19 protein-coding genes are annotated in these 19,905 nt (G+C 71.4%); 7 read left to right on the forward strand and 12 right to left on the reverse strand.

What is annotated here, in order from left to right; all coding sequences use genetic code 11:
* Positions 1-148: 148 nt before the first annotated feature.
* Positions 149-2,158, reverse strand: coding sequence for a WD40 repeat domain-containing protein (locus tag ACIBQ1_RS03805; protein ID WP_397274421.1), 2,010 nt, complete (start codon positions 2,156-2,158; stop codon positions 149-151).
* An 812-nt stretch (positions 2,159-2,970) separates the two neighbouring features.
* Here ACIBQ1_RS03805 and ACIBQ1_RS03810 point away from each other — a divergent pair.
* From ACIBQ1_RS03810 to ACIBQ1_RS03820, 3 genes are read left to right on the forward strand one after another with little or no spacing between them, the layout of a single operon-like run.
* Entirely contained in the window at positions 2,971-3,531 is a 561-nt protein-coding gene (locus tag ACIBQ1_RS03810; protein WP_397274422.1) for an ATP-binding cassette domain-containing protein, read from the forward strand.
* Positions 3,528-5,912 carry a YhgE/Pip family protein gene (locus tag ACIBQ1_RS03815; RefSeq protein ID WP_397274423.1) on the forward strand — a complete coding sequence of 795 codons (2,385 nt, stop codon included), beginning with the start codon at positions 3,528-3,530 and terminating at the stop codon, positions 5,910-5,912. Before ACIBQ1_RS03810 ends, ACIBQ1_RS03815 begins: the two co-directional genes overlap by 4 nt.
* The gene (locus tag ACIBQ1_RS03820) at positions 5,909-6,508 is read left to right on the forward strand and encodes a TetR/AcrR family transcriptional regulator (RefSeq protein ID WP_397274424.1); all 600 of its coding nucleotides are present in this window, start codon (positions 5,909-5,911) and stop codon (positions 6,506-6,508) included. The genes ACIBQ1_RS03815 and ACIBQ1_RS03820 overlap by 4 nt, the downstream gene beginning before the upstream one ends.
* A 41-nt stretch (positions 6,509-6,549) precedes the next feature.
* Here the strand turns inward: ACIBQ1_RS03820 and ACIBQ1_RS03825 are convergent, their stop codons facing one another.
* The 9 genes from ACIBQ1_RS03825 to ACIBQ1_RS03865 form a co-directional block, all read right to left on the reverse strand.
* The gene (locus ACIBQ1_RS03825; RefSeq protein WP_397274426.1) at positions 6,550-7,113 is read right to left on the reverse strand and encodes an isochorismatase family cysteine hydrolase; all 564 of its coding nucleotides are present in this window, start codon (positions 7,111-7,113) and stop codon (positions 6,550-6,552) included.
* 115 nt (positions 7,114-7,228) lie between these two features.
* On the reverse strand, positions 7,229-8,131 hold the full coding sequence (locus ACIBQ1_RS03830) for a DUF4097 family beta strand repeat-containing protein (protein WP_397274428.1): 903 nt from the start codon (positions 8,129-8,131) through the stop codon (positions 7,229-7,231).
* A 33-nt stretch (positions 8,132-8,164) separates the two neighbouring features.
* Complete coding sequence (locus ACIBQ1_RS03835) at positions 8,165-8,680, reverse strand: hypothetical protein (RefSeq protein WP_397274429.1); 516 nt, start codon at positions 8,678-8,680, stop codon at positions 8,165-8,167.
* Positions 8,681-8,737: 57 nt separating this feature from the next.
* Positions 8,738-10,234, reverse strand: coding sequence for a long-chain fatty acid--CoA ligase (locus ACIBQ1_RS03840; protein WP_397274430.1), 1,497 nt, complete (start codon positions 10,232-10,234; stop codon positions 8,738-8,740).
* 14 nt (positions 10,235-10,248) lie between these two features.
* Positions 10,249-10,704 (reverse strand): MaoC family dehydratase, encoded by a 456-nt coding sequence (locus ACIBQ1_RS03845; RefSeq protein WP_397274431.1) that lies wholly within the window; start codon positions 10,702-10,704, stop codon positions 10,249-10,251.
* Positions 10,701-11,576, reverse strand: coding sequence for an amidohydrolase family protein (locus ACIBQ1_RS03850; protein ID WP_397274432.1), 876 nt, complete (start codon positions 11,574-11,576; stop codon positions 10,701-10,703). Before ACIBQ1_RS03850 ends, ACIBQ1_RS03845 begins: the two co-directional genes overlap by 4 nt.
* On the reverse strand, positions 11,576-12,481 hold the full coding sequence (locus tag ACIBQ1_RS03855; RefSeq protein ID WP_397274433.1) for an SDR family oxidoreductase: 906 nt from the start codon (positions 12,479-12,481) through the stop codon (positions 11,576-11,578). Before ACIBQ1_RS03855 ends, ACIBQ1_RS03850 begins: the two co-directional genes overlap by 1 nt.
* Before the next feature lie 12 nt (positions 12,482-12,493).
* A complete protein-coding gene (locus tag ACIBQ1_RS03860) occupies positions 12,494-13,594 on the reverse strand; it encodes an NAD(P)-dependent alcohol dehydrogenase (protein WP_397274435.1) in 1,101 nt (366 codons plus the stop codon).
* Between the two features lie 10 nt (positions 13,595-13,604).
* The gene (locus ACIBQ1_RS03865) at positions 13,605-15,059 is read right to left on the reverse strand and encodes an aldehyde dehydrogenase family protein (RefSeq protein ID WP_397274436.1); all 1,455 of its coding nucleotides are present in this window, start codon (positions 15,057-15,059) and stop codon (positions 13,605-13,607) included.
* A gap of 202 nt (positions 15,060-15,261) precedes the next feature.
* Between ACIBQ1_RS03865 and ACIBQ1_RS03870 the strand changes: the two genes are divergently transcribed.
* The 3 genes from ACIBQ1_RS03870 to ACIBQ1_RS03880 all read left to right on the forward strand — a co-directional run bounded on the left by ACIBQ1_RS03870 (position 15,262) and on the right by ACIBQ1_RS03880 (position 18,164).
* Positions 15,262-15,720, forward strand: a complete 459-nt coding sequence (locus tag ACIBQ1_RS03870) for a MarR family winged helix-turn-helix transcriptional regulator (protein WP_397274437.1) — start codon at positions 15,262-15,264, stop codon at positions 15,718-15,720.
* A 264-nt stretch (positions 15,721-15,984) separates the two neighbouring features.
* The gene (locus tag ACIBQ1_RS03875; RefSeq protein WP_397274438.1) at positions 15,985-17,613 is read left to right on the forward strand and encodes an alpha/beta hydrolase family protein; all 1,629 of its coding nucleotides are present in this window, start codon (positions 15,985-15,987) and stop codon (positions 17,611-17,613) included.
* Complete coding sequence (locus ACIBQ1_RS03880) at positions 17,610-18,164, forward strand: hypothetical protein (protein ID WP_397274439.1); 555 nt, start codon at positions 17,610-17,612, stop codon at positions 18,162-18,164. The genes ACIBQ1_RS03875 and ACIBQ1_RS03880 overlap by 4 nt, the downstream gene beginning before the upstream one ends.
* Positions 18,165-18,456: 292 nt before the next feature.
* On the opposite strand, the gene ACIBQ1_RS03885 is transcribed toward ACIBQ1_RS03880, so the two are convergent.
* The gene (locus ACIBQ1_RS03885; RefSeq protein ID WP_397274440.1) at positions 18,457-18,885 is read right to left on the reverse strand and encodes a S26 family signal peptidase; all 429 of its coding nucleotides are present in this window, start codon (positions 18,883-18,885) and stop codon (positions 18,457-18,459) included.
* A gap of 4 nt (positions 18,886-18,889) precedes the next feature.
* Entirely contained in the window at positions 18,890-19,096 is a 207-nt protein-coding gene (locus tag ACIBQ1_RS03890) for a hypothetical protein (RefSeq protein WP_397274441.1), read from the reverse strand.
* Positions 19,097-19,235: 139 nt separating this feature from the next.
* Here ACIBQ1_RS03890 and ACIBQ1_RS03895 point away from each other — a divergent pair, with 139 nt between their 5' ends.
* Entirely contained in the window at positions 19,236-19,811 is a 576-nt protein-coding gene (locus tag ACIBQ1_RS03895; protein ID WP_397274442.1) for a peroxiredoxin family protein, read from the forward strand.
* Positions 19,812-19,905 lie beyond the last annotated feature (94 nt).

Genomic DNA, 19,905 nt, shown 5'->3' on the forward strand with positions numbered 1-19,905 from the left:
AACGACCCCTGGCCGTCGGGGTTCACCCGCCGGGTACGGTGGACGTCGGGCTGCGCGGCCCGCTGACCCGAGCCCGCCCGATCGACACCCTGCTCGGATGGCGGTGCTCCGGGAAACCCAATCGCTCGAACTGTTCGCCGAGGTCACCTCAATGTTCGCGCGGCGCTGGGGTGTTGGTGAACACGGCGAGGTCGCGGTCGAAACAGACGATGACGTGTCCGTCTGCACTGATCGCCACCTCTGTTACGGGTTTGGGGAAGTGCAAGTCGGGTCCGACTTGCCTGCGGGTGGTGAGCTTCCACACGCGTACCGTCTGATGGCTGGTGGTCACAGCGATGGGTTGACCGTCCACTGTGGCGGCGGCGACCGCTCCGGTGGCTTTCGTGGGAAGTGCGCCGAGGGCGTCGCCCGTGGCCAGGTCCCAGATCGTCACGGGGTCTGAGCTGCTGCGGCTGGCGATGATCGTGGCCGGCCGATCGCCGATGGTGGTGACGGCGAGGTTGTGCGCGGATTCGCCGTGCCGATCGGCGGGAGAGGTCGTGGTCGACCGGTCGGTGGTCAGGTCGAGCATCCTGAGGGTGCCGTCTTGGGTGACGGTCAGGGCTACCGGCCGGCCGTTGAGGGTGGTGGCGCCGACCGCGCCCGTCCAGCGCCGCCGGTCGGCGCGGGACGGGTCGATCTCTTCGCCTGTGTTCAGGTTCCACATGCGGATCGTTTCGTCGTAGCTGCCGGTCACGGCCACCGGTCGCCCATCGAACTCCACTACGGCAGCCATGCAGACAGCGTCGGTATGACCGGTGAACGGCCCGCCTGTCTGCGTGCCCGAGCGGAGATCCCATACGCGGACGGCCTTGTCGGAGCTGCCGGTGACCGCCGCCGGTCGGCCGCCGACAAGGGTGGTGGCAACCGCGGTAACCATGTCGGTGTGCCCGGTGAGCGGATCACCGGCCTGCTCGCCGGTGGCCAGATCCCAAACCCGGACGGTCTTGTCGTAACTGCCGGTCACGGCAACGGAACGTCCGTCGAGCACCGTGGTGGCGACGGCGGAGACATAGCCGGTGTGGCGGTCGGGGGACTCGTCGACTCGCCGCCCTGACGACAGGTCCCACATCCGTACCGTGTGATCGTCGCCGGCGGAGACGGCCACCGGTCGCCCGTCCACCACCGTGGTCGCAATCGCCCTGACGTGATCGGTGTGCCCGGTGAGCGGCTTGCCGATCTGCCGGCGTGACTCCAGATCCCAGATCCGTACAGCTCCGTCGATGCCGCCGGAAACAGCCACCGGCCGCCCGTCGAGAACCGTGGTCGCGACCGCCTTCACAAAGCCGGTGTCGCCTCTGAAGGGGTCGCCGATCTGCTGGCGTGACCGCAGATCCCACAAGCGTAAGGTTCCGTCGTCCTTACCGCTGGAAATCGCCACCGGCTGCCCGTCCAGCACCGTGGTCACCACCAACTCCACGTGGTACGCGTGGCCCCTCAGCGGTTTGCCGATCCGCCGGCCCGACGTCAGGTCCCACATACGTAAGGTGCGGTCGTGGCCGCCGGAGATGGCCACCGGTCGTCCGTCCACCACCGTGGTCGCAAGAGCCGTGACCCAGTTGGTGTGACCGCTGAACGGCTTGCCGATCTGCTCACCTGACCTCAGATCCCACATGCACACGGTTTTGTCGTGGCCGCCGGAAACCCCCACCGGCCGTCCGTCCACCACCGCGGTCGCGACCGCTTCGACCCAACCGGTATGGCCTCTGAACGGCTCGCCGACCTGCTCACCGGACACCAGATCGCACACGCGTACGATTCCGGTGTTGCCACCGGCGAAGACCGCCACCGGCCGCCCGTCCAGGACCGTGGTCGCAAGCGTCTCCACGTAGTCGTAGTCGGCGCGACCGGCGAACGGCTGGCCGATCTGCTGACCTGACGTCAAGTCCCACAGGCGCAGGGTCCGATCGCGACCGCCGGAGATGGCCACCGGCCGCCCGTCCACGACCGCGGTCGCAATCGCCCACACCCGATCGGTGTGACCGGTCCGCGGCACCCCGACCGGCTCGCCGAACGCCAGGTCACTCGCCGGCCGACTGGTCCACGCCAAAGTCCACCGGGAATTCTTCGTGAACGGAATCCGGGCCGCGCTCGATCGAGAAGAAGACATGGCGGGCATGTTAGCCGCGACCTCTGACAAAGATCAGCGGAGGAAGCGCCCGCCTTGATCGCCGTCGGTCAGTGCACAAGTACATCGGGAACATCTTCGCCCAACTCGGCCTGCCGCCCTCCGGCCGACCGGGTCGGCGAGCATCGCCCTCGACAACCTCGGAAACATCGCCTGCCGAAGAGGAACGTACGACCAGGCTCTCGCTCGTCTTCGAGGAGGTCGAGGACGAGCAGCGGAAAGGCAGCTCTCACCCATCATGAACGGGCCCTCGTCATCGCCCAGGAGATCGGCGATCCGCTTGACGAGGCGCCGGCGCTGTACAACCTCGGGAGGACGTGCAAGGCGCTGCGGCGGCTGGAGGTCTCCCTGGCCGGCCATCGGCAGGCCGTCGGCTCTCCTCGGCGCCTGACGCCGCCACGCGTGCCTGGCTGGAGGCGGTCGAAGAGTGGGCCGTGGATCTGCGGTCGTCGTTTCCCGCCCTGGTGGCCGCGGCGCATCGCGTTGCCGGTGATCTCAGCGCGAACGAGCTGCGACGGCATCCCGCCGCGCCGTACCTGTTCCAAGCCCGGAACGGCCGGCTCGACCGAGCCGGACCGGCCAGGCGATGCTCGACCCCCCCGCAGGACGATCGAGTTGGCGGCCGCGTTGGGGCCGGTCGTGCCCAGGCTTCCTGGCGCTGGGCCGTTCTGGCAACGGGGCATTCGTTCCTGCCGGATTCCGGGCATGTCGAAAGGTGACGAATGCCACCGCACCTCCAGGAGTCCGGGCAGGCGAACCGGTCCTATCTTTGTACTGACTGGTCAGTATAAATCGATGGAGTCATGGTGATCACTGCGGATGGGTTGGCGGTCGAGGGGGTGTACCCGGAGGTCTCGCTGAAGGCCGGAGCCGGCACGCTCACGGTGGTCGCGGGTTCGGCGGGCAGCGGGCGGACGAGCCTGCTGCTGACGCTGGCCGGGCGGATGAAGCCCACGAAAGGCGCGCTGAACGTCGCCGGGCACGCCGGGCGTCGCGCGATCCGCAGGGCCGTGGCGCTGGCGCTGATCGACGGGGTGACGGATCTGGACCGGTCGCTGACGGTCGGGGAGCACCTGCGGGAGCGGCGGCGCCGGCCGTACCAGGAGATTCTTGAGCGGGTCGGGCTGGCGGACCTGGAGCGGGCGCCGGTGCGGGAGCTGGACCGCGAGCAGCACGTGCGGCTGGGCCTCGCGCTGGCGCTCCTGGACGAGCCCGAGGTGATCGTCGCCGACAATGTGGACGCGGGTCTGCCCGTCGACCGGCAGCAGGCACTGTGGAACCTGCTGCGGGCTCTGGACCGCACGGTGGTGGCCTCGTGCGTGACGCCGCCCGCCCGCTTCGACCAACTGGTGGAGCTGTCATGAAGGGCATGTTGCGGTCGCGGCTGACGAGGGCGGCGCTGGCGGCGGTGGTGGTGCTGCCGCTCCTGTACGCGGGCCTGTATCTGTGGTCGTTCTGGGACCCGCAGGGCAATCTGGACCGTGTGCCGGTCGCCCTGGTCGTCGAGGACCAACCCGCCCAGGCCGCGGGCAAGACCCTGCACGCGGGCCGCGACCTGGCCGGCGAGCTGCTGGAGCGCGACGTGTTCGGCTGGCACGAGACCACCGCGAGGCAGGCGGCCGACGGGGTCGCGGACGGCACGTTCTACCTGTCGCTGACCGTGCCCGCCGACTTCAGCGCCAAGCTGGCCTCACCCGGCGACGACGCCGCCGTACCGAGCCCGGCGCGGCTCGGGCTGCGCGTGGACACGGGCCGCAGCTACATCATGGGCAGCATCTCGGACGCGGTGTTCAACGAGGTGCGGGCGGCGGCCGAGCGCACGGCGATCCACGACTACTTCGACAACGTCTTCGTCTCCATCGGCGACATCCACGACAAGACCGCGGAGGCCGCCGAGGGCGCGGACAAGCTGCACGACGGCGCCGTGCGGCTCGGTGACGGCGTCTCCCGGCTCAGCAGCGGCCTGGGCACGGCCGAGAGCGGCGCCCGGCAGCTCTCCGCCGGCCTGAACACCGCCAACTCCGCCACGGGCAGGTTGCGCGACGGCTCGGCCCAGGTCACCCAGGGTCTCACGCAGGCGCGGCAGGGGATCGGTCAACTGCGCGACGGCCTGAACAAGCTTCACGAGAAAGGAACTTCTCCCCTCAGTTCCGGCGCGAGGGAGGCATACCAGCAGGTTCACGCTCAGACCCGCACGGTCAACCAGCTCGCCGACACGTACGTCCCCGTGCTGGACGAGTGGGGTCCCCAGATCTCCCGGGCCGCCGAGGCGGTCGCCGACGCCGCCGACAAGGTCGCCGGCAGCGGCTCGTCAACCGGCTCGTCAACCGGCACGGCGACCGGCACGGCGACCGGCTTGGCACAGGCGAGCGCGGCGGCTGACAGCGTTCGCGAGGCGAAGACCCAGGCGGGGAGCGCGGCCGACAGCGCCAGGCAGGCGAGCTCGCAGGCGCAGGCCGCGCTCGACCGCCTCGGCGCGGACGCCGACCCCGAGGTGCGCGGCCTGCTGCGGAACGCGGCAGCCGCCGCGCGCCGGGCCGCCACTCAGGCGGACCAGGCCCAGGACGCCGCCCGGACCGGCGCGGGCATCGGCGCCGGCAGTGGTGCGGGAACCGGGACCGACGGCGTCGCGGACCTGCGGAACCAGGCACGCGAGCTGGCGAAGCAGGCTCGCAGGATCGCGGCTGTGGCGCCCCGACTCGGGTCCAGACTGGACCAGGCCAGAAAGCAGCTCAATGCCCTGGACACGGGCCTGGGCAAGCTGGCCGACGGCGCCGCGAAGGTGAACTCGAGCCTGGGCACGGCCGCGACCGGCGCGAACCGGCTCTACCAGGGCGCGACCAAGCTGGCCGACGGTTCCCGCCAGGTCACGAACGGCATCGGGCGCCTGGGCGGCGGGCTGGTCAGGCTGAGCGACGGCGCGAGCGCGCTGAGCACCGGCGTCGACCGGCTCCACGACGGCGCGGGCCAGGCGGACCAGGGCGCGACCAAGCTCGCCGAGGGATCGAAGGAGCTGGCGGGCGGGCTCGGCGACGGCGCCGCCCGGATTCCCGACTACGACGACAAGCAGCGCGACGACCGCGCGGGCGTGATGAGCGACCCGGTCCGGCTGGCCAAGACCGTCGACAACGAGGTGCCCAACTACGGCACCGGCTTCGCGCCGTTCTTCCTGCCGCTGGCGCTCTGGGTCGGCGCGATGATCGCGTACATGATCCTCAAGCCGCTGAACCAGCGGCGGCTGGCGGGTACGACGGGCGCGGTGCGGATCGCGCTGGCGGGCTGGCTGCCGGGGGCGGCGCTCGGAGCGGCGCAGGTGGGCGTGCTGGTGGCGGTCCTGCGGTTCGGGCTCGGGCTGGAGGCCGCGCACTGGGCCGGGCTCATCGGGCTGCTGCTGCTCGCGACCGCCGCGTTCATGGCGGTCGTGCAGGCGGTGAACGCGCTGCTCGGCCCGCCCGGGCGGGTGGTCGCGCTGGCGCTGCTGATGCTGCAGCTCACCTCGGCGGCCGGGACGTATCCCATCGAGACGTCGCCCGGGTTCTTCCAGACGATCTCGCCGTGGCTGCCGATGAGCTGGGTGGTGTCGGCGCTGCGCAGGCTGATCAGCGGTGGCGATCCCACCGTGGTGTGGCAGGCTTGCGGGGTGCTGTCGGCTTTCCTCGTACTCGGGCTCGCGCTCACCACGCTCGCCGTGGATCGCGGCCGCATCTGGTCCGTCAAGCGCCTGCACCCGGAGCTGGCGCTGTGAGCGAGCGGACCGAGCGCGCCGCCAGGCGCGGGAACAGGCAGGAGACCCGGCAGAAGGTGTTCAGGGCGGCTGTGGAGCTGATCGCCGAGCACGGTTACGCGGCCACCACCGTCGACGCCATCGCCGAGCGGGCCGGGGTGGCCAAGGGCACCGTGTTCTACAACTTCGGCAGCAAGGAGGGGCTGTTCGAGGCGCTGCTGGAGCACTCCGTCGACCTGCTCGCCGAGGCGCTGGCCGCCGCCGACACCGGGGAGAGCGCGCTGGACGCGCTCGACTCGGTGGTGCTCGGGCAGCTCAGGTTCTTCGAGGAGCACGGGGCCTTCGCCCGGGTGCTGCTGGCCGAGATGTGGCGGACGGCGTGGCAGAAGGCAGTGGCGCGGCTGCGCGAGAGCGCGCTCGGCGTTTACGCGAGCGTGCTGCGCAGGGCCGCCGCGAACGGCGAGGTCCGGGCCGACCTGGACGTGGAGACGGCTTCGACGGCCGTGTTCGGCATGGTGCTGACGGTCGCCATCGAGCGCCGCGCCCTGTATCCGGACCGGCCGCTGGAGCGGACTCACGCGACCCTGGCCGAACTCCTGCACGGCCGCATCAAGTAAGCCATGCCCGGGCCCGCAGCCTCGGTCGGCCGGTCGGCCGCTCAGGCATTCCGGCCTCCCGGCAAGACCGGGATGTCGGCCACCGAGATGATCTGCCTCTTGCCGATGAGGCTGCCGGCGACGAACACTCCCGCGTCGTGGGCATGAGGCCCGCGGTGGCTGGCGGACGCGTCTTCGATCAGCCAGGGCGTCAGGTTGAGCTCGAATGCCCCGAGCGCGGTCGCCAGCACGCAGTTTTCCGTGGCGATCCCGCACAGGTAGATGTCCCGCCACCCGCGTCCGGCGATCAGCGCGGCCCCGCCGGCGTCGGCGAACAGGTTGTACCCCTTCTTGTCGATGACGGCCGTCGCCTGCCGCGCGTGTGCCCGCAGCTCGTCGACGATTTCGATCTGCGGCGCCGCCATGCATTCCGTCCAGCCGAGCAGCCGCTCGTACGGCGAACCTGGATGGTTGACGTAGCGGGTGAACACCACCTCGTTCCCGGCCGCCCGCCACCGGGCGGCAAGGTCCGCGATGACGGGGACGATATGGGCAGAAACATCGCGAACGAAGTAGTTCTGCATGTCGATGATCACAAGCACGGGCTCGCCGGAACGTACCGTCACGCTACCAGGTTCGGACGTGATGCCCCGGACGCGCCATCACCCCCGCCGTGTCGGGTGGAGCCGTCCCGCGGCCGGAGGCGAAGCGCCGTGTCCAGATGGGACAAAGGACGGCTTGTCAGGCGCGCCGGATCGTGATGTCGCCGTGATGGCTGCGGGCGCGTACCTCGACCGCCTCGTCGAACCCCGCCGGGCCCTCGCGGGCGTCGAGGGCGTCGAGGGAGTTGAGCAGCCTGCCGTCGGCCGTGCTCACGTCGAGGAAGGCCGCGGTGCCGTGCCGGATGCCGACCTCGAGGTCGCCGGTCGTGCTCGTCAGGGTGACCTCGCCGCGCGCGACCTCGCCGATGCGCACGCTGCCGTGCACGTTCTTCGCCTCGACGCCGCCGTGGGCGCGCTCGACCTGCATGTCGCCGTTGGTGCCGATCAGCCGCAGGTCGCCCGTCACCTCGCCGAGGTAGCACTCCCCGTCGTCGTTCCTGATCGACGCGCTGCCGGTCAGCTCCTGGATCCTGATCTCGCCGGACGCGCTGGAGACCTCGGCCCGGCCGGTGGCGCGCTCGACGGCGATCTCGCCGCTGTCGCTGGTCAGGTGGATCGCGCCGGCCTGGTCGAGCCGGAGGTCGCCGTGGTCCGTCCGCAGCCGGCAGTCTCCCAGGCGGCCCGTGCAGCGGAACTCGCCCGACACGCCCTGTACGTGTGAGCCCGACGGCAGCTCGATCGTCACGTGGACCGACTCTCCCCAGTCGCCGAGCAGGCGGCCCAGCCCCTCCAAAGCCCAGCTCTGGCGCCGCGCGCCTGCTCCGGCGCCCGCGTGCCGGGACTGGGCCGGATCCCGCTGCGCCGCTTTGACGACCAGCCGGCCGCCCGCGTAGCCGATCTGGACCGCGGCCGCCCCTGCCTCGCCGTCGCCCCGCCGGGCGTCGACCACCGTGTCGGCGCGGTCGCTCGCGTTGATCCTGACCTCGCCGTTGGGCAGGTCGATGCTGACCGAGATCGGCTGAGGCGTGTCGAATGTCGGCATGAAACCCTCCTCGTGGTTGCGTACGTCCGGGCCTCAGCCGACCCAGCCGGTGTAACGGCGCCCGCTCGCCGAGCCGCTGCCCGCCGACCGGCGAGCGCCGGACTCGAACGTGGCGCCGACGGCGCGGACGAGCCAGGTGTTGACCGACAGGCCCTCCCGGCGGGCGGCCTCCTCGACCTGGACCTTCAGCTGCTCCGGGAGGCGGAGGCTGATGCGGGCCGTGCCGCCTTCCTGGGCGCCCGGCGTATCCGTGGGCTGGAGGTCCGCGCCGGGCGGTCCACCGGGGTCGTCGAACGGGTGTCCCGCCGGGGACCGCGTCAGGACGAAGTCGGGATCGCCGCGGCGCAGCCGGACCTCCACCGAGCCGGGCGCCAGCTCGCGCGTGATCTCGTCGGCGGCCGCCGACAGGACCTCCAGCAGGATCAGCCGGACGGATGACTCGAGAGGTGAGACGAGTCGCTCGGCGAGAGCCCGGGCATCCTCGCCGCCCGCTTGCGCGGCGATGGCGAGGTCCCCGCGGAGCCTGTCGACGTACGGCTTGAGATCCATGGCGCCATTATGGCGTCAAAGTGACGTCATTATCAAATGGAAGTCCGGCGGATGGCGTCACGCCCGTCCGGGAGCGCTGCCGAGGGTCTCGCGCAGCCGGCTCTTCTGGATCTTGTTGGAGCCGGTGCGGGGCAGGTCGTCCACCAGGTCGAGGTACACGGGGAGCTTGTACCTGGCCAGCCGCCCCGCCAGGAACGCCCGTAGCCCGCCGATGGTCAGATCCCCGCCGGGGACGGTGACCACGAACGCCCGGCCGACCTCGCCCCACGTGGCGTCCGGCACGCCGATCACCGCGACCTCGGCGACCGCGGGGTGCTCGAAGACGGCCGCCTCGACCTCGGCCGGGTAGACGTTCTCGCCGCCGGAGATGTACATGTCCTTGACCCGGTCGACGATGTGGAAGTGCCCGTCGGGATCGACGTACGCGATGTCGCCCGAGTGGAACCACCGCCCCTCGGAGAAGGCCCGCTCGGTGGCGGCGGGGTCGTCCCAGTAGCCGGAGGTCACGTTGGGCCCCTGGATGAGCACCTCGCCCGGCTCCCCGGGGGCGGTGTCGGTCAGATCAGGGCGGACACAGCGGACATTGGTGAAGAAGACCGGGACTCCGGCGGATCCGACCTTGCGTTCGCTCTCGCCCGCCTCCAGGAACGTGGCCCCCGGCGCGGTCTCGGTGAGGCCGTAGCCCTGGCAGAAGGTCAGTCCGCGTTCCTGGTAGGTGTGGATCAGCGCGGGCGGGACCGCCGCCCCGCCCGCCATCAGGCAGCGTACGGAGGACAGGTCGGCGCCCGCCCAGCGCGGCGAGCGCGAGAGCGCGGCGAACATCGTGGTCACGCCGAACATCCAGGTGACGCGCTCCTCGGCGATGAGGTCGAAGCAGGCCTCCACGCTCCAGAACGGCATGATGACCGAACGCCCGCCCTTGAGGAACGTGGGCAGCAGGCACTGGTTCAGCGCCGCCACGTGGAACAGCGGCGCGCTGACCAGCGTCACCTCGTCGGCGGCGACGTCCACGCCGACCAGGAGGTTGTAGCAGTTCCAGACCAGGTTGCCGTGGGTCAGCATGGCGCCCTTGGGCCGGCCGGTGGTGCCGGAGGTGTAGAGCACGCAGGCCACGTCGTCGAGGTCGACCCGCACGTCGATGGGCGTGGGGTCGCCGGCGGCGAGCCAGCTCTCGTAGTCGGGGCCCAGGGTGACCGCCGTGCGTACGGACTGGTCGAAGGCGTGTTCGGGGGCGTGGACGAGCACCGTCGCCCCGCTGTGGGCCAGGAGATAGTCGATCTCCGGCGCGGCGAGCCGGAAGTTAAGCGGCACGAAGACGCCGCCGAGCATGTGCGTGGCGAACATCGTCTCCACGAACGCCGGGTGGTTCTGCCCCAGGTAGGCCACCCGGTCCCCCTTGCGCACCCCGGCCGCGCGCAACTGTCCGGCCAGGCGGGTGGTGCGGTCGTACACCTGCGCGTACGTCATCGCGCGGTCGCCGAAGACGAAGGCGGTGCGGCCCGGCGACATCGCGGCCCGCCTGGCGGGCCACCCGCCGAGCCCTGCGTTCAACACCGTCCCCTCACCTCTCAGGCGTAGTGGCGGTAGACGGTACGGGCGACGCAGGCGGGCTTGGCGACGCCGTCGATCTCGACGGTGAAGTCGCAGAGCATCTGCACGCCGTCGCCGGGCACGTCCTCGACCTCGGCGACCTTCGCGGCCAGGCGGATCCTGGCGCCGACGCGTACCGGGCTCGGGAAGCGGACCTTCTCCAGCCCGTAGTTGATGCTCATCTTCACTCCCTGGATGTCGAGCACCTCGTTGAAGAGCGGGATGAGCAGCGAGAGGGTGAGATAGCCGTGCGCGATGGTCCCGCCGAAGGGGCCGTCCGCGGCCCGCCGGGCGTCCACGTGGATCCACTGGTGGTCGCCGGTGGCGTCGGCGAAGGTGTTCACCCGCTCCTGGGTGATCTCCAGCCAGGAGCTGTGGCCCAGGTCGCGACCGGCCAGGGCCTTGATCTCCGCGAGCCCGTCAACCGTGATCATGAGGTCTCCTTGTCGAGGCCGAGCAGGCGCGCGGCGTTGTCCTTGAGGATCTTGGGCCGGACCTCGGGCTTGATGTCGAGCTTGGCGAAGTCGGCCAGCCAGCGGTCCGGGGTGATGACGGGGTAGTCGGAGCCGAAGAGCACCTTGTCCTTGAGCAGGCTGTTGGCGTACCGCACGAGCTGCGGCGGGAAGTATTTCGGCGACCATCCGGACAGGTCGATGTGGACGTACGGCTTGTGCGTGGCGACGGCCAGCGCCTCGTCCTGCCAGGGGAACGACGGGTGGGCCAGGATGACGCGCAGCTCGGGGAAGTCCACGGCCACGTCGTCGACCAGCATCGGGTTGGAGTACTTGAGCCGGATGCCGCCCCCGCCGGGCACGCCCGCGCCGATGCCGGTCTGCCCGGTGTGGAACAGCGCGGGCACGCCGAGCTCCTCGATGACCTCGTACAGGGGGTAGGCCATCGGGTCGTTCGGGGCGAACCCCTGGATGCTGGGATGAAACTTGAAGCCGCGTACCCCGTGCCGCTCCACCAGGCGGCGGGCCTCCCGCGCGCCAGCCCTGCCTTTGTGCGGGTCGACGCTGGCGAAGGGGATGAGCACGTCGGCGTGTTCGGCGCAGCTCCCGGCGATCTCCTCGTTGGCGATGCGCGGGTGGCCGGTCGCGTGCTCGGCGTCCACGGTGAACACCACCGCGGCCATCTTCCGTTCCCGGTAGTAGGCCGCCATCTGGGGGACGGTGGGGCGCTCGTGCGAGCCGAAGTACTCCTCGGACGCGCCGAACAGCCGTGGGCTCAGCGAGCCGTGGCCGTCCTTGGAGATCTCGGCGTGGGTGTGGACGTCGATCGCGATCAGCTCGTCGAGGTTCACCATCAGGCTCCCTTGGGGGCGGGGATGCCGTAGGTCTCGGGTTCGGCGCCGACGCCCGTGTGCCACTGCCCGGCGATCGCCTCGGCGCTCCAGCCGCCGTCGGCGTACGCCACCGCCTTCTCCTTCGGGTGCGCCCACAGCGCCAGCCGGTCCCCGCCGACGCCGATGGCCTGCCCGGTGACGCCCTTGGAGTCGTCCGAGGCCAGGAACGTGATCAGCCCGGTGACGTCCGCGACCGTGCCCAGCCCCTCGTCCCTGCGCAGCCAGCCGGGCAGCGGCTCCCCGGTGCGCTCGGACTCGGCGATGACCGGCGCGAACGCCGGGATGGTCTTGGTCATCTCGGTGGCCGCGACCGGGATCACCGCGTTGACCGTGATGTCGGCCTTGGCCAGCTCCATCGCCCAGGTCCGGGCCATCGCCACGATGCCCGCCTTGGCCGCGGCGTAGTTGGTCTGGCCGAAGTTGCCGCGCTGGCCGGCCGGCGAGCCGACGAGGATCAGCCGACCTCCGGCGCCCTGCTCGCGCATCCGCACCGCTGCCGCGCGGGCGCAGGTGAACGTGCCGCGCAGGTGCACGTCGACGACGTCGTCGAAGTCCTCGTCGGACATCTTCCACAGCACCCGGTCGCGCAGGATGCCCGCGTTCGTGATCAGCACGTCGAGGCGTCCGAGCTCCCGTACGCTCGCCCCGACCAGGTGCTCGGCCGCCGCGGTGCCGCCCACCGCGGCGGCCACGCCGACGGCCCGGCCGCCCGCCGAGGTGATCCTCGCCACCGCGGCGTCCACCACCTCCTGATCGACGTCGTTCACCACCACCGCGGCGCCCGCCGCGGCCAGGGCCTCGGCGTAGGCCAGCCCGAGGCCGCGCCCGCTACCGGTGACGATCGCCACTTTGCCGGTCAAATCCATGTCGGGTACCTCTCAGAACGTGATCACAGGTTTGATCGCCTTGCCCGCGACCATGTCCTGGGCGGCGCGATCGATGTCGTCGAACGGGTAGTGGCTGATCAGCTTCCCCACCGGCAGGCGGCCGGAGCGGACGAGCTGGACCAGGGCCGGGATGACGGCCCGCGTCTCGGCGTCGCCGAGGGTCAGGCCGGCCACGCGCTTGCCCGGCAGCATGGCGTTGACGTCCAGGGCCAGCTCCGTGCCGAACGGCGGCGCGCCGACCAGGACCAGCGTGCCGCGGGCGGCGAGCGCGTCCGCGCCCATGCGGGCCACCGCGACGTTGCCGGTGGTCTCCACGATGCCGTCGGCGCCTCCGCCGGACAGCTCGGCGACGGCCGCGGCGACGTCGTCCCGGCTCGCGTCCACCGTGTGGGTGGCGCCGAGCTCGCGGGCCAGCTCCAGGCGTTCGGAGATCCTGTCGACGGCGATGACGGTCGTCGCGGGCGTCAGGGCCGCCGCCATCACCGCCGACAGCCCGACGGAACCGGCGCCGAGGACGGCCACGGTGTCCCCGGGCCGGGGCCGGAGCACGTTCCAGACGGCTCCGACGCCGGTCTGCACGCCGCAGCCCAGCGGCGCGATCGTCGCCAGCGGCACCTCGGGATCGACCTTGACCAGGCTGCGCTCGTCCACCAGCGCCCGCCGCGCGAACGACGACTGCCCGAAGAAGTGACCGCCGATCGGCGCGCCGGCGCGCGTGATGGTGCTGCTGCCGTCGGCGCGCCGGCCGCCGAGGAGGTTCAGCGGCAGCCAGGAGGCGCAGTAGGCCGGGTGGCCGCCGCGGCAGTTGGCGCAGGCGCCGCAGGAGGTGAAGGACAGGATGACGTGGTCGCCCGGCGCGACCGCCGTGACCGCCGGGCCGACCGCTTCGACGATCCCCGCCCCCTCGTGGCCCAGCACCCCCGGCAGGGGGAACGGCAGCCCGCCCGAGGCCACCGTCAGGTCGGTGTGGCACAGGCCGGCGGCGACCATGCGGACGACGGCCTCGTCGTGGCGCGGCTCGTCCAGCTCCACGTCGGTGAGGGTGAAGGAGGCCGCGCCTGACTCGACGACGGCCGCTGTGGTCATGGCCATGATGGGCTCCTCAGCCGAGGGAGATGACGACGGACTTGGTCCTGGTGTACGAGGCGAGCGCCTCCGGGCCGGACTCGCGGCCGAACCCGGAGTCCTTCACCCCGCCGAAGGGCACCGCCGGGTCGAGCATCGCCCAGTCGTTCACCCAGACGATGCCTGCCTGGAGGCGGCCCGCGACGCGGTGCGCCCGCGCGACGTCGCCGGTCTGGATGCCCGCGGCCAGCCCGTAGCGGATGCCGTCGGCCAGCGCGACCGCCTCGTCCTCCGAGTCGAACGGCTGGACGGTGAGAACGGGACCGAAGATCTCCTCCCGCACGGCACGCGAGTCGTCCGGCAGGTCGGCGATGACGGTCGGCTTGTAGTAGTAGCCGCCGTTCAGGTCGAGCCGCTCGCCGCCGCACACGACGCGGCCGCCCTCCTGCCGGGCCAGGGCGACGTACTCCTCGACCTTCTTCAGGTGCCGGTCGGCGGCCATCGGCCCGATGACCGTCGCGGGGTCGCGCGGATCGCCCACCGGGACCCCCGGGACGGCCTGGGCCAGGATCCCGACGATCGTCTCGTAGAGCGGCCGGGCCACCAGCAGCCGCGGCCCGGCCATGCAGAACTGGCCGGTGTTGAACACGAAGCCCTTGATGATCGCGCCGATCGCCTTCTCCACGTCGGCGTCCTCGAACACGATGTGCGCGGCATTGCCGCCGAGCTCCATCGTGACCGGCTTGAGCGCCTCTCCCGCCACGGCGGCGGCGTGCCGGCCGACGGCGGTCGACCCGGTGAAGGCGACCTTGTCGATGCCCGGGTGCCTGAGCAGCGCCTCGCCGGCCACCGGCCCGGTGCCGGTGACGACGTTGACCACGCCGTCAGGGACGCCTGCGGCCTGGAACAGCTTCGCCATGAACAGGGCGCTCAGCGGCGTGTCGTCGGCGGGCTTGTGCACCACCGCGTTCCCGGCGGCCAGCGCGGGGGCGAGTTTCGTGCTGGACAGGATCAGCGGGAAGTTGAACGGGGTGATCGCCGCGACCACGCCCACGGGCTCGCGGCGGGTGTAGGCGAAGGCGTTCAGGGGCGTGGCGCGGGTGGCGCCGTCGAGGGTCTGCGCCAGCCCGGCGTAGTACTCGTAGTGCTCGATCGCGGTCTCGACGTCGACGGGGCGGCACAGGGCGACGGGCTTGCCGACGTCGAGGCTCTCCAAACGGGCGAGTTCGTCGGCGTTCTCCCGCATGAGGCCGGCGATCCTGTTGAGCACGCGGGACCGTTCGCGCGCGCTCGTCGTGCTCCAGGGGCCGTGGCCGAACGCCTCGCGGGCGGCGGTGACGGCCTCGTCGACGTCGGTCTCGTCCGCCGCGGCCACGGTGCCGGCCACCTGGCCGGTGGAGGGGTCGATCACGTCGGTCCGGCCGCCCTTGGCCGCCTCGCACCACCGGCCGCCGATGAACAGCCGGCCTTCCTCGAACTCGGGATCGCTCATGGTCGCGCTTCTCTCTCACGGATTCCGCCCATGGCGGGGCCTCGGTGTGGCCTCGGCCACACGGCCTCATGACCGGGTACGCCGAGGACAAGCCGCTCTTCGATTGACAGGAAACCTGTCGATGGGCAGTCTTGTTGCCAACAGGTTTCCTGTCAATGGCCTAGCCTGGATCTCCCTCGGATGACGACTCAGGAGCACGCGGATGACCGCAACGGCGGAACAGCAGGCTGGAGCGGCCGCGGACAAGGTGCCGCCGTCGCTGCTCTACATGGTCAAACAGGTGGAGCTCGTCGTCCGGTCACGCCTCGACGAGCTGGTGAGGCCGGCCGGCATCACCGTGACGCAGTACACCGCGCTCACCGTCCTGGAGCGGCACGACGGGCTGTCGGCCGCCCAGCTGGCCCGCGACTCGTTCGTCACCGCCCAGTCGGTGGCCGACCTGGTGCGCGCCCTGGAGGAACGCGGGCTCATCCGGCGCGAGCGCAACCCGGCCAACCGCCGCGAGCTGCACATCCTCCTCACGGACGCGGGGCGCGAGCTGCTGGCCCGCCTCGCCGGGCCCGTACGTGAGCTGGAGGAGCTCATGATCGCGGACCTGTCCCCGCGGCAGGTCGGCCAGCTCCGCCACGCCCTCTCCAAGGCGTGGCGGGCCCTACTGTGACCTTCGTCGACGGGTAGAGGGCGGTCTTCGCGGCACGCGGATCTCGTGGTTGTCGTGGCGCGGTGAAGAACTCGGCCGCCGCCTCCTCCTCGCTCGGTCTTCTGCCCGCGGCGAGTTCGGCGCCCTTCGACGTTGTTGGTGGCTGTGGCCGTGACATCGGGCTCGTCCACCGTAGGTCTGACGCGGATGCGCGACCTGAGGCGGACGTGAATGACAGACCCCAGGTGGACGCGGCGGGAGGCGTGTTTCGTCAACAATGGCCGGGTGACGTTGCCGGAAATCGTTGTGGTGCTCGGCGCCCTGCTGCTGGTGGTAGCCCGCCTGCTTCCGCTCCATGCCCGCGGTCCGGTCACGGCCGGCTCGGCGGCGGTTGTGCTGGTGTCCGCCGCGGTGCTGGTCGTGGCCGGGGTGCGCTGGCAGTTCGTGCCGGTTCTCGCGGGCGCCGCCATCATGGTGGCGTTCGGCTTCCCCGCGCTGTTGCACCGGCCCGCGCTGTTGCACCGGTCGACGCTGTTGCCTCGCCCCGAGTTGCCGCACCGCCCTGTGTTGTCGGGCCGGCCCGCGCGGCGGGCTCCGTGGTGGGTGGCGTTTCCCGGCTGGGTGGTGTGCGTCGGCCTCGTCGTCGCGGGCCCGGTGGCTGCGTGGGCGTTTCCGGTGCCCGTCTTCCCCGAGCCGTCGGGCCGCTTCCCGGTCGGCACCCTCGTGCAGCAGTGGACCGACCCTAACCGCTCGGAGCTCGGCACTCCCGCCTCGGGTCGGTCGGGATCCGGCGACTCCGCCTCGGATCGGCCGGAGTCCGGTGCTTCTGCCTCGGGTCGGTCGGAGTCCGGCACTCCTGCCCCGGACCGCCCGGAGTCCGGCACCTCGGCATCGGCGACATCGGATGGCCGGCGCACGGTCGTGGTTCAGTTCTGGTACCCGGCGCAGGGGAGTGCCGCAGGCGCAGCCCGGTCGCTGTACCTCGGGCGCACCGAGCAGGAGGCGCGCATCGTCTCCTCCGCCGCGGCGGACTATCTCGGGGTGCCCGGCTTCCTGTTCGACGGCGCCTCGGCCGCCCGCACCCGCTCGGTGCCGGGTGCCGCCGTCGCCGACGCGGGAGGTCGGTTCCCCGTGGTGCTGTTCTCGCCGGGGCTCGGAGGAATCCGCACACAGAACACGGCCTGGGCGGAAGAACTGGCCAGTCTCGGTTACGTCGTGGTGGCCCTCGACCATCCGTACGACTCCGCCGCCGTCGTCCTCGCCGACGGCCGGACGATCCGTTCTCGGGTCGCCGCGACCGGCAATGATCGCGAGGACGAGCGGCGGGCGGCCGGCTGGACGGAGGTGCGCGCCGGTGACCTCAGCTTCGTCCTGACCCAGTTGGGCCGTCTTGACCGAGGCGAGATCGCGGGCGCGCTGACCGGTCGCCTCGACACCGTCCGGGCCGCCGTGACCGGCCACTCGCTCGGTGGGGCTGCCGCGTTGCGGGCGGCCCGCCAGGACTCCAGGTTCGCGGCGGTCATCGACCTGGACGGCGCTCCCCACGACCCCGACCCCCGGCCCTTCCGCCAGCCGGCGCTCGCGCTCACCCACCCGGTGGACCCGGCGGACAACCCGACCTACATTCCCCGCCTCACGCAGGTGCTCGACCTCAGCACCGCGACGAGCTACCGGCTCACCGTCCCCGGCACGGCGCATCTGACGTTCACGGACGCGCCGCTCTACCTTCCGCCCGTGCCCGCGCTGGCCGGGTCGCTGGGCCGCACCGACGGGCTGCGCATCACGGCCGCCACCAGCGCCGCGTTCCTGGATGCGACATTACGCGGCAAGCCGGGTGATCTGGCCGCGCGGCTGTCACCGTACGGCGACCTCACCGTCCACCACGCGGACGGCGAGGTACGATCCGGCGGGTGAACGGGAAGCGCTGGACCGACTACCTCTACGAGCGCCACCCGCCGGCCCGGCTGCACGCGTGGGCGCGCGAGCTGGCCTACTTCCGCTTTTGCCGCGCGTACGGAGGGCACGCCAACGACGGCGACCAGTTGCTGGTCGGGCTGCGCGTGGAGACGCAGGCCGACCTCGTGCGGACGCTGTCGGCGCTCGACCTGCCCGTGAAGTGGCTCCCGCCCGGCCACCCACGGCCGGTCCCCGGCGTCGCCTACACCGCGGCCGAGTACGCCGGCTTCCCGGTCGCCATGCCACGCTTCCCCGAGATCGGCCAGCCGGGGCACGCGGAGATCGCCGGGCGACGCGCCCACGTCTGGTCTCACGGCGACCGGCTGGACATCAGCGTGGCCGACACCGTCGACCACTACGACGTCACCGACGCCGCGGTCGCCGCGGCCAGATCGATCGAGGCGCTGCTGACCCCGATCGCAGACCAGGTCGTGGACCCACCACAGGACGACAGGAACTGCGTATGCCCGCGCTACTACCCGGAGCTCTGGCCCGAGCTTCGGGGATGACGTGTGGTCGGTCCGGAGTCCTGGGTTCGGGGGTGAGGCGCGGATGGTCTGAGGCTCGGGGATGGCGTGCGGCTGGCGCGAGGTTCGGGGATGACGCATGGCTGGTCCGAGGTTCGCGGATGAGGCGCGGCTGGTTCGCGGGGGGTCGGGGATGAGGTGCGGCTGGTTTGAGGGGCGGGATGACGCACGGTGAGATGGGTGCGTCCCGCCCGGCGGGGTGTGGTTCGAAAGGCGCGAGAAATTGCTGCGCCGCGAAATCCGGCCCCGGCTGAGAATGTGGAACAGCGGAGCCTTAATGAGGGCGGCGCGGTAACCGTCGTACGACGACGCCGACGAATCTGCCCATCGGCACATATCCGTGGTGGCGTGAATCGTAAGAACGCGCGAGATTGTCGCCCACGATCAGCAGGCTCCCGGGCGGTACGGCGGTTTCCGAAAGTCCGGGGAATTCGAGGTGCGGCACCGGATCGCCGGGCACTGCCACCGCTCGTTTGATGATGAAGTCCGGTTCTGCCAGTTGATCGCGGGCCGGTGCCCGGTCCCGCTTGATGAGCACCACCTGTCCCCGCCGGACCCGGGCGAACGGGACGCGCCGGACCAGCACCCGGTCGCCGGACTCGTACGCCGGTTCCATGCTTGGGCCGCTCACGGTCACGAGCAGGTGCCGCCTGCGCACCCACAGCAGGCAGGCACCTCCGAGCAGGGCCAGGACGGCGATCACGACGTCACGGGCAGTCGGTCCCGAAGCTCGCGCACCCGCAGCGGTGCCCGCTGATGCAGTCGTTGCAGAGCTTGCCCCGGTAGTTGCGGTTGCCGATCCAGATGCAGCATGGGATGCATTCGCAGTTGCACCGGTCGATGGCGGACGCCGTCGCCCGCGGGACGAGATTCTGGAGAAGCCGATCGCTCAATTGCTCCAGCAGTGCTTTCACGGTCACCTCCGATATGGGGGTCGTCTCGGATATCGTCCCCGCTGCTCCTTTCGGGAGGCTGTCGCGGTTCTGTCGGTCGGCGACAGATTCGCGACAGGCCCGGGAAAGCGCCGGAGGTCATGATTCAGCGGGAAACTTCATGCGGGGAGCACGAAGGGAATATCCGAACATGGTGTTCATCTCGGTGGCGGTCATCCTCGTCGGAGCGCTGTGCCTGCTCGACCTGCTGCTGACGTTCGGCGTCATCCGCCGGCTCCGCGCGCACACCGCCGAGTTGGAGCGGCTCGGCAGGAACGGGGTCTGGACGGCCGACCTCATGCCCTCCCCGGGTCACGAGTTCGGCGACCTCGCCGTGTCGACGGTCGACGGCGAGCCGGTTTCGTCCGAGACATTCGCGGAGGAGACCCTGGTGGCGTTCTTCGCCCAGGGATGCTCGGCCTGCGAGGACAAGCTCCCCGAGTTCGTGAGCCACGCCGGGGCCGTGCTCGGTGGCCGGGACCGGGTGCTCGCCGTCGTCTCGGGAGAGCCCGCTCAGATAGCCGAGACGATCGACGCCCTGGCCCCGGTGGCGCGCGTGGTCGCCGGCCAGCAGGCCGCTCCCGTGATCGACGCCTTCGGGGTGCGGGCGTTCCCCACGTTCAGCCTGGTCAAGGCCGGTACGGTGCTCGCCGTCGACAACGACTTCGCCCGCCTTTCTGCGCCGTCCAGGGCATGAGCCGGGGCACGCCCCCCGAGCGGCGGATATCGTCCGAGCGAGCCCAAGCGGCCTCCGAGAGGCGGATGCCGTCCGGGCGAGTTCAGGCGGGCTC

The sequence above is a fragment of the Nonomuraea sp. NPDC050153 genome (assembly GCF_044460125.1).
GTDB lineage: Bacteria > Actinomycetota > Actinomycetes > Streptosporangiales > Streptosporangiaceae > Nonomuraea.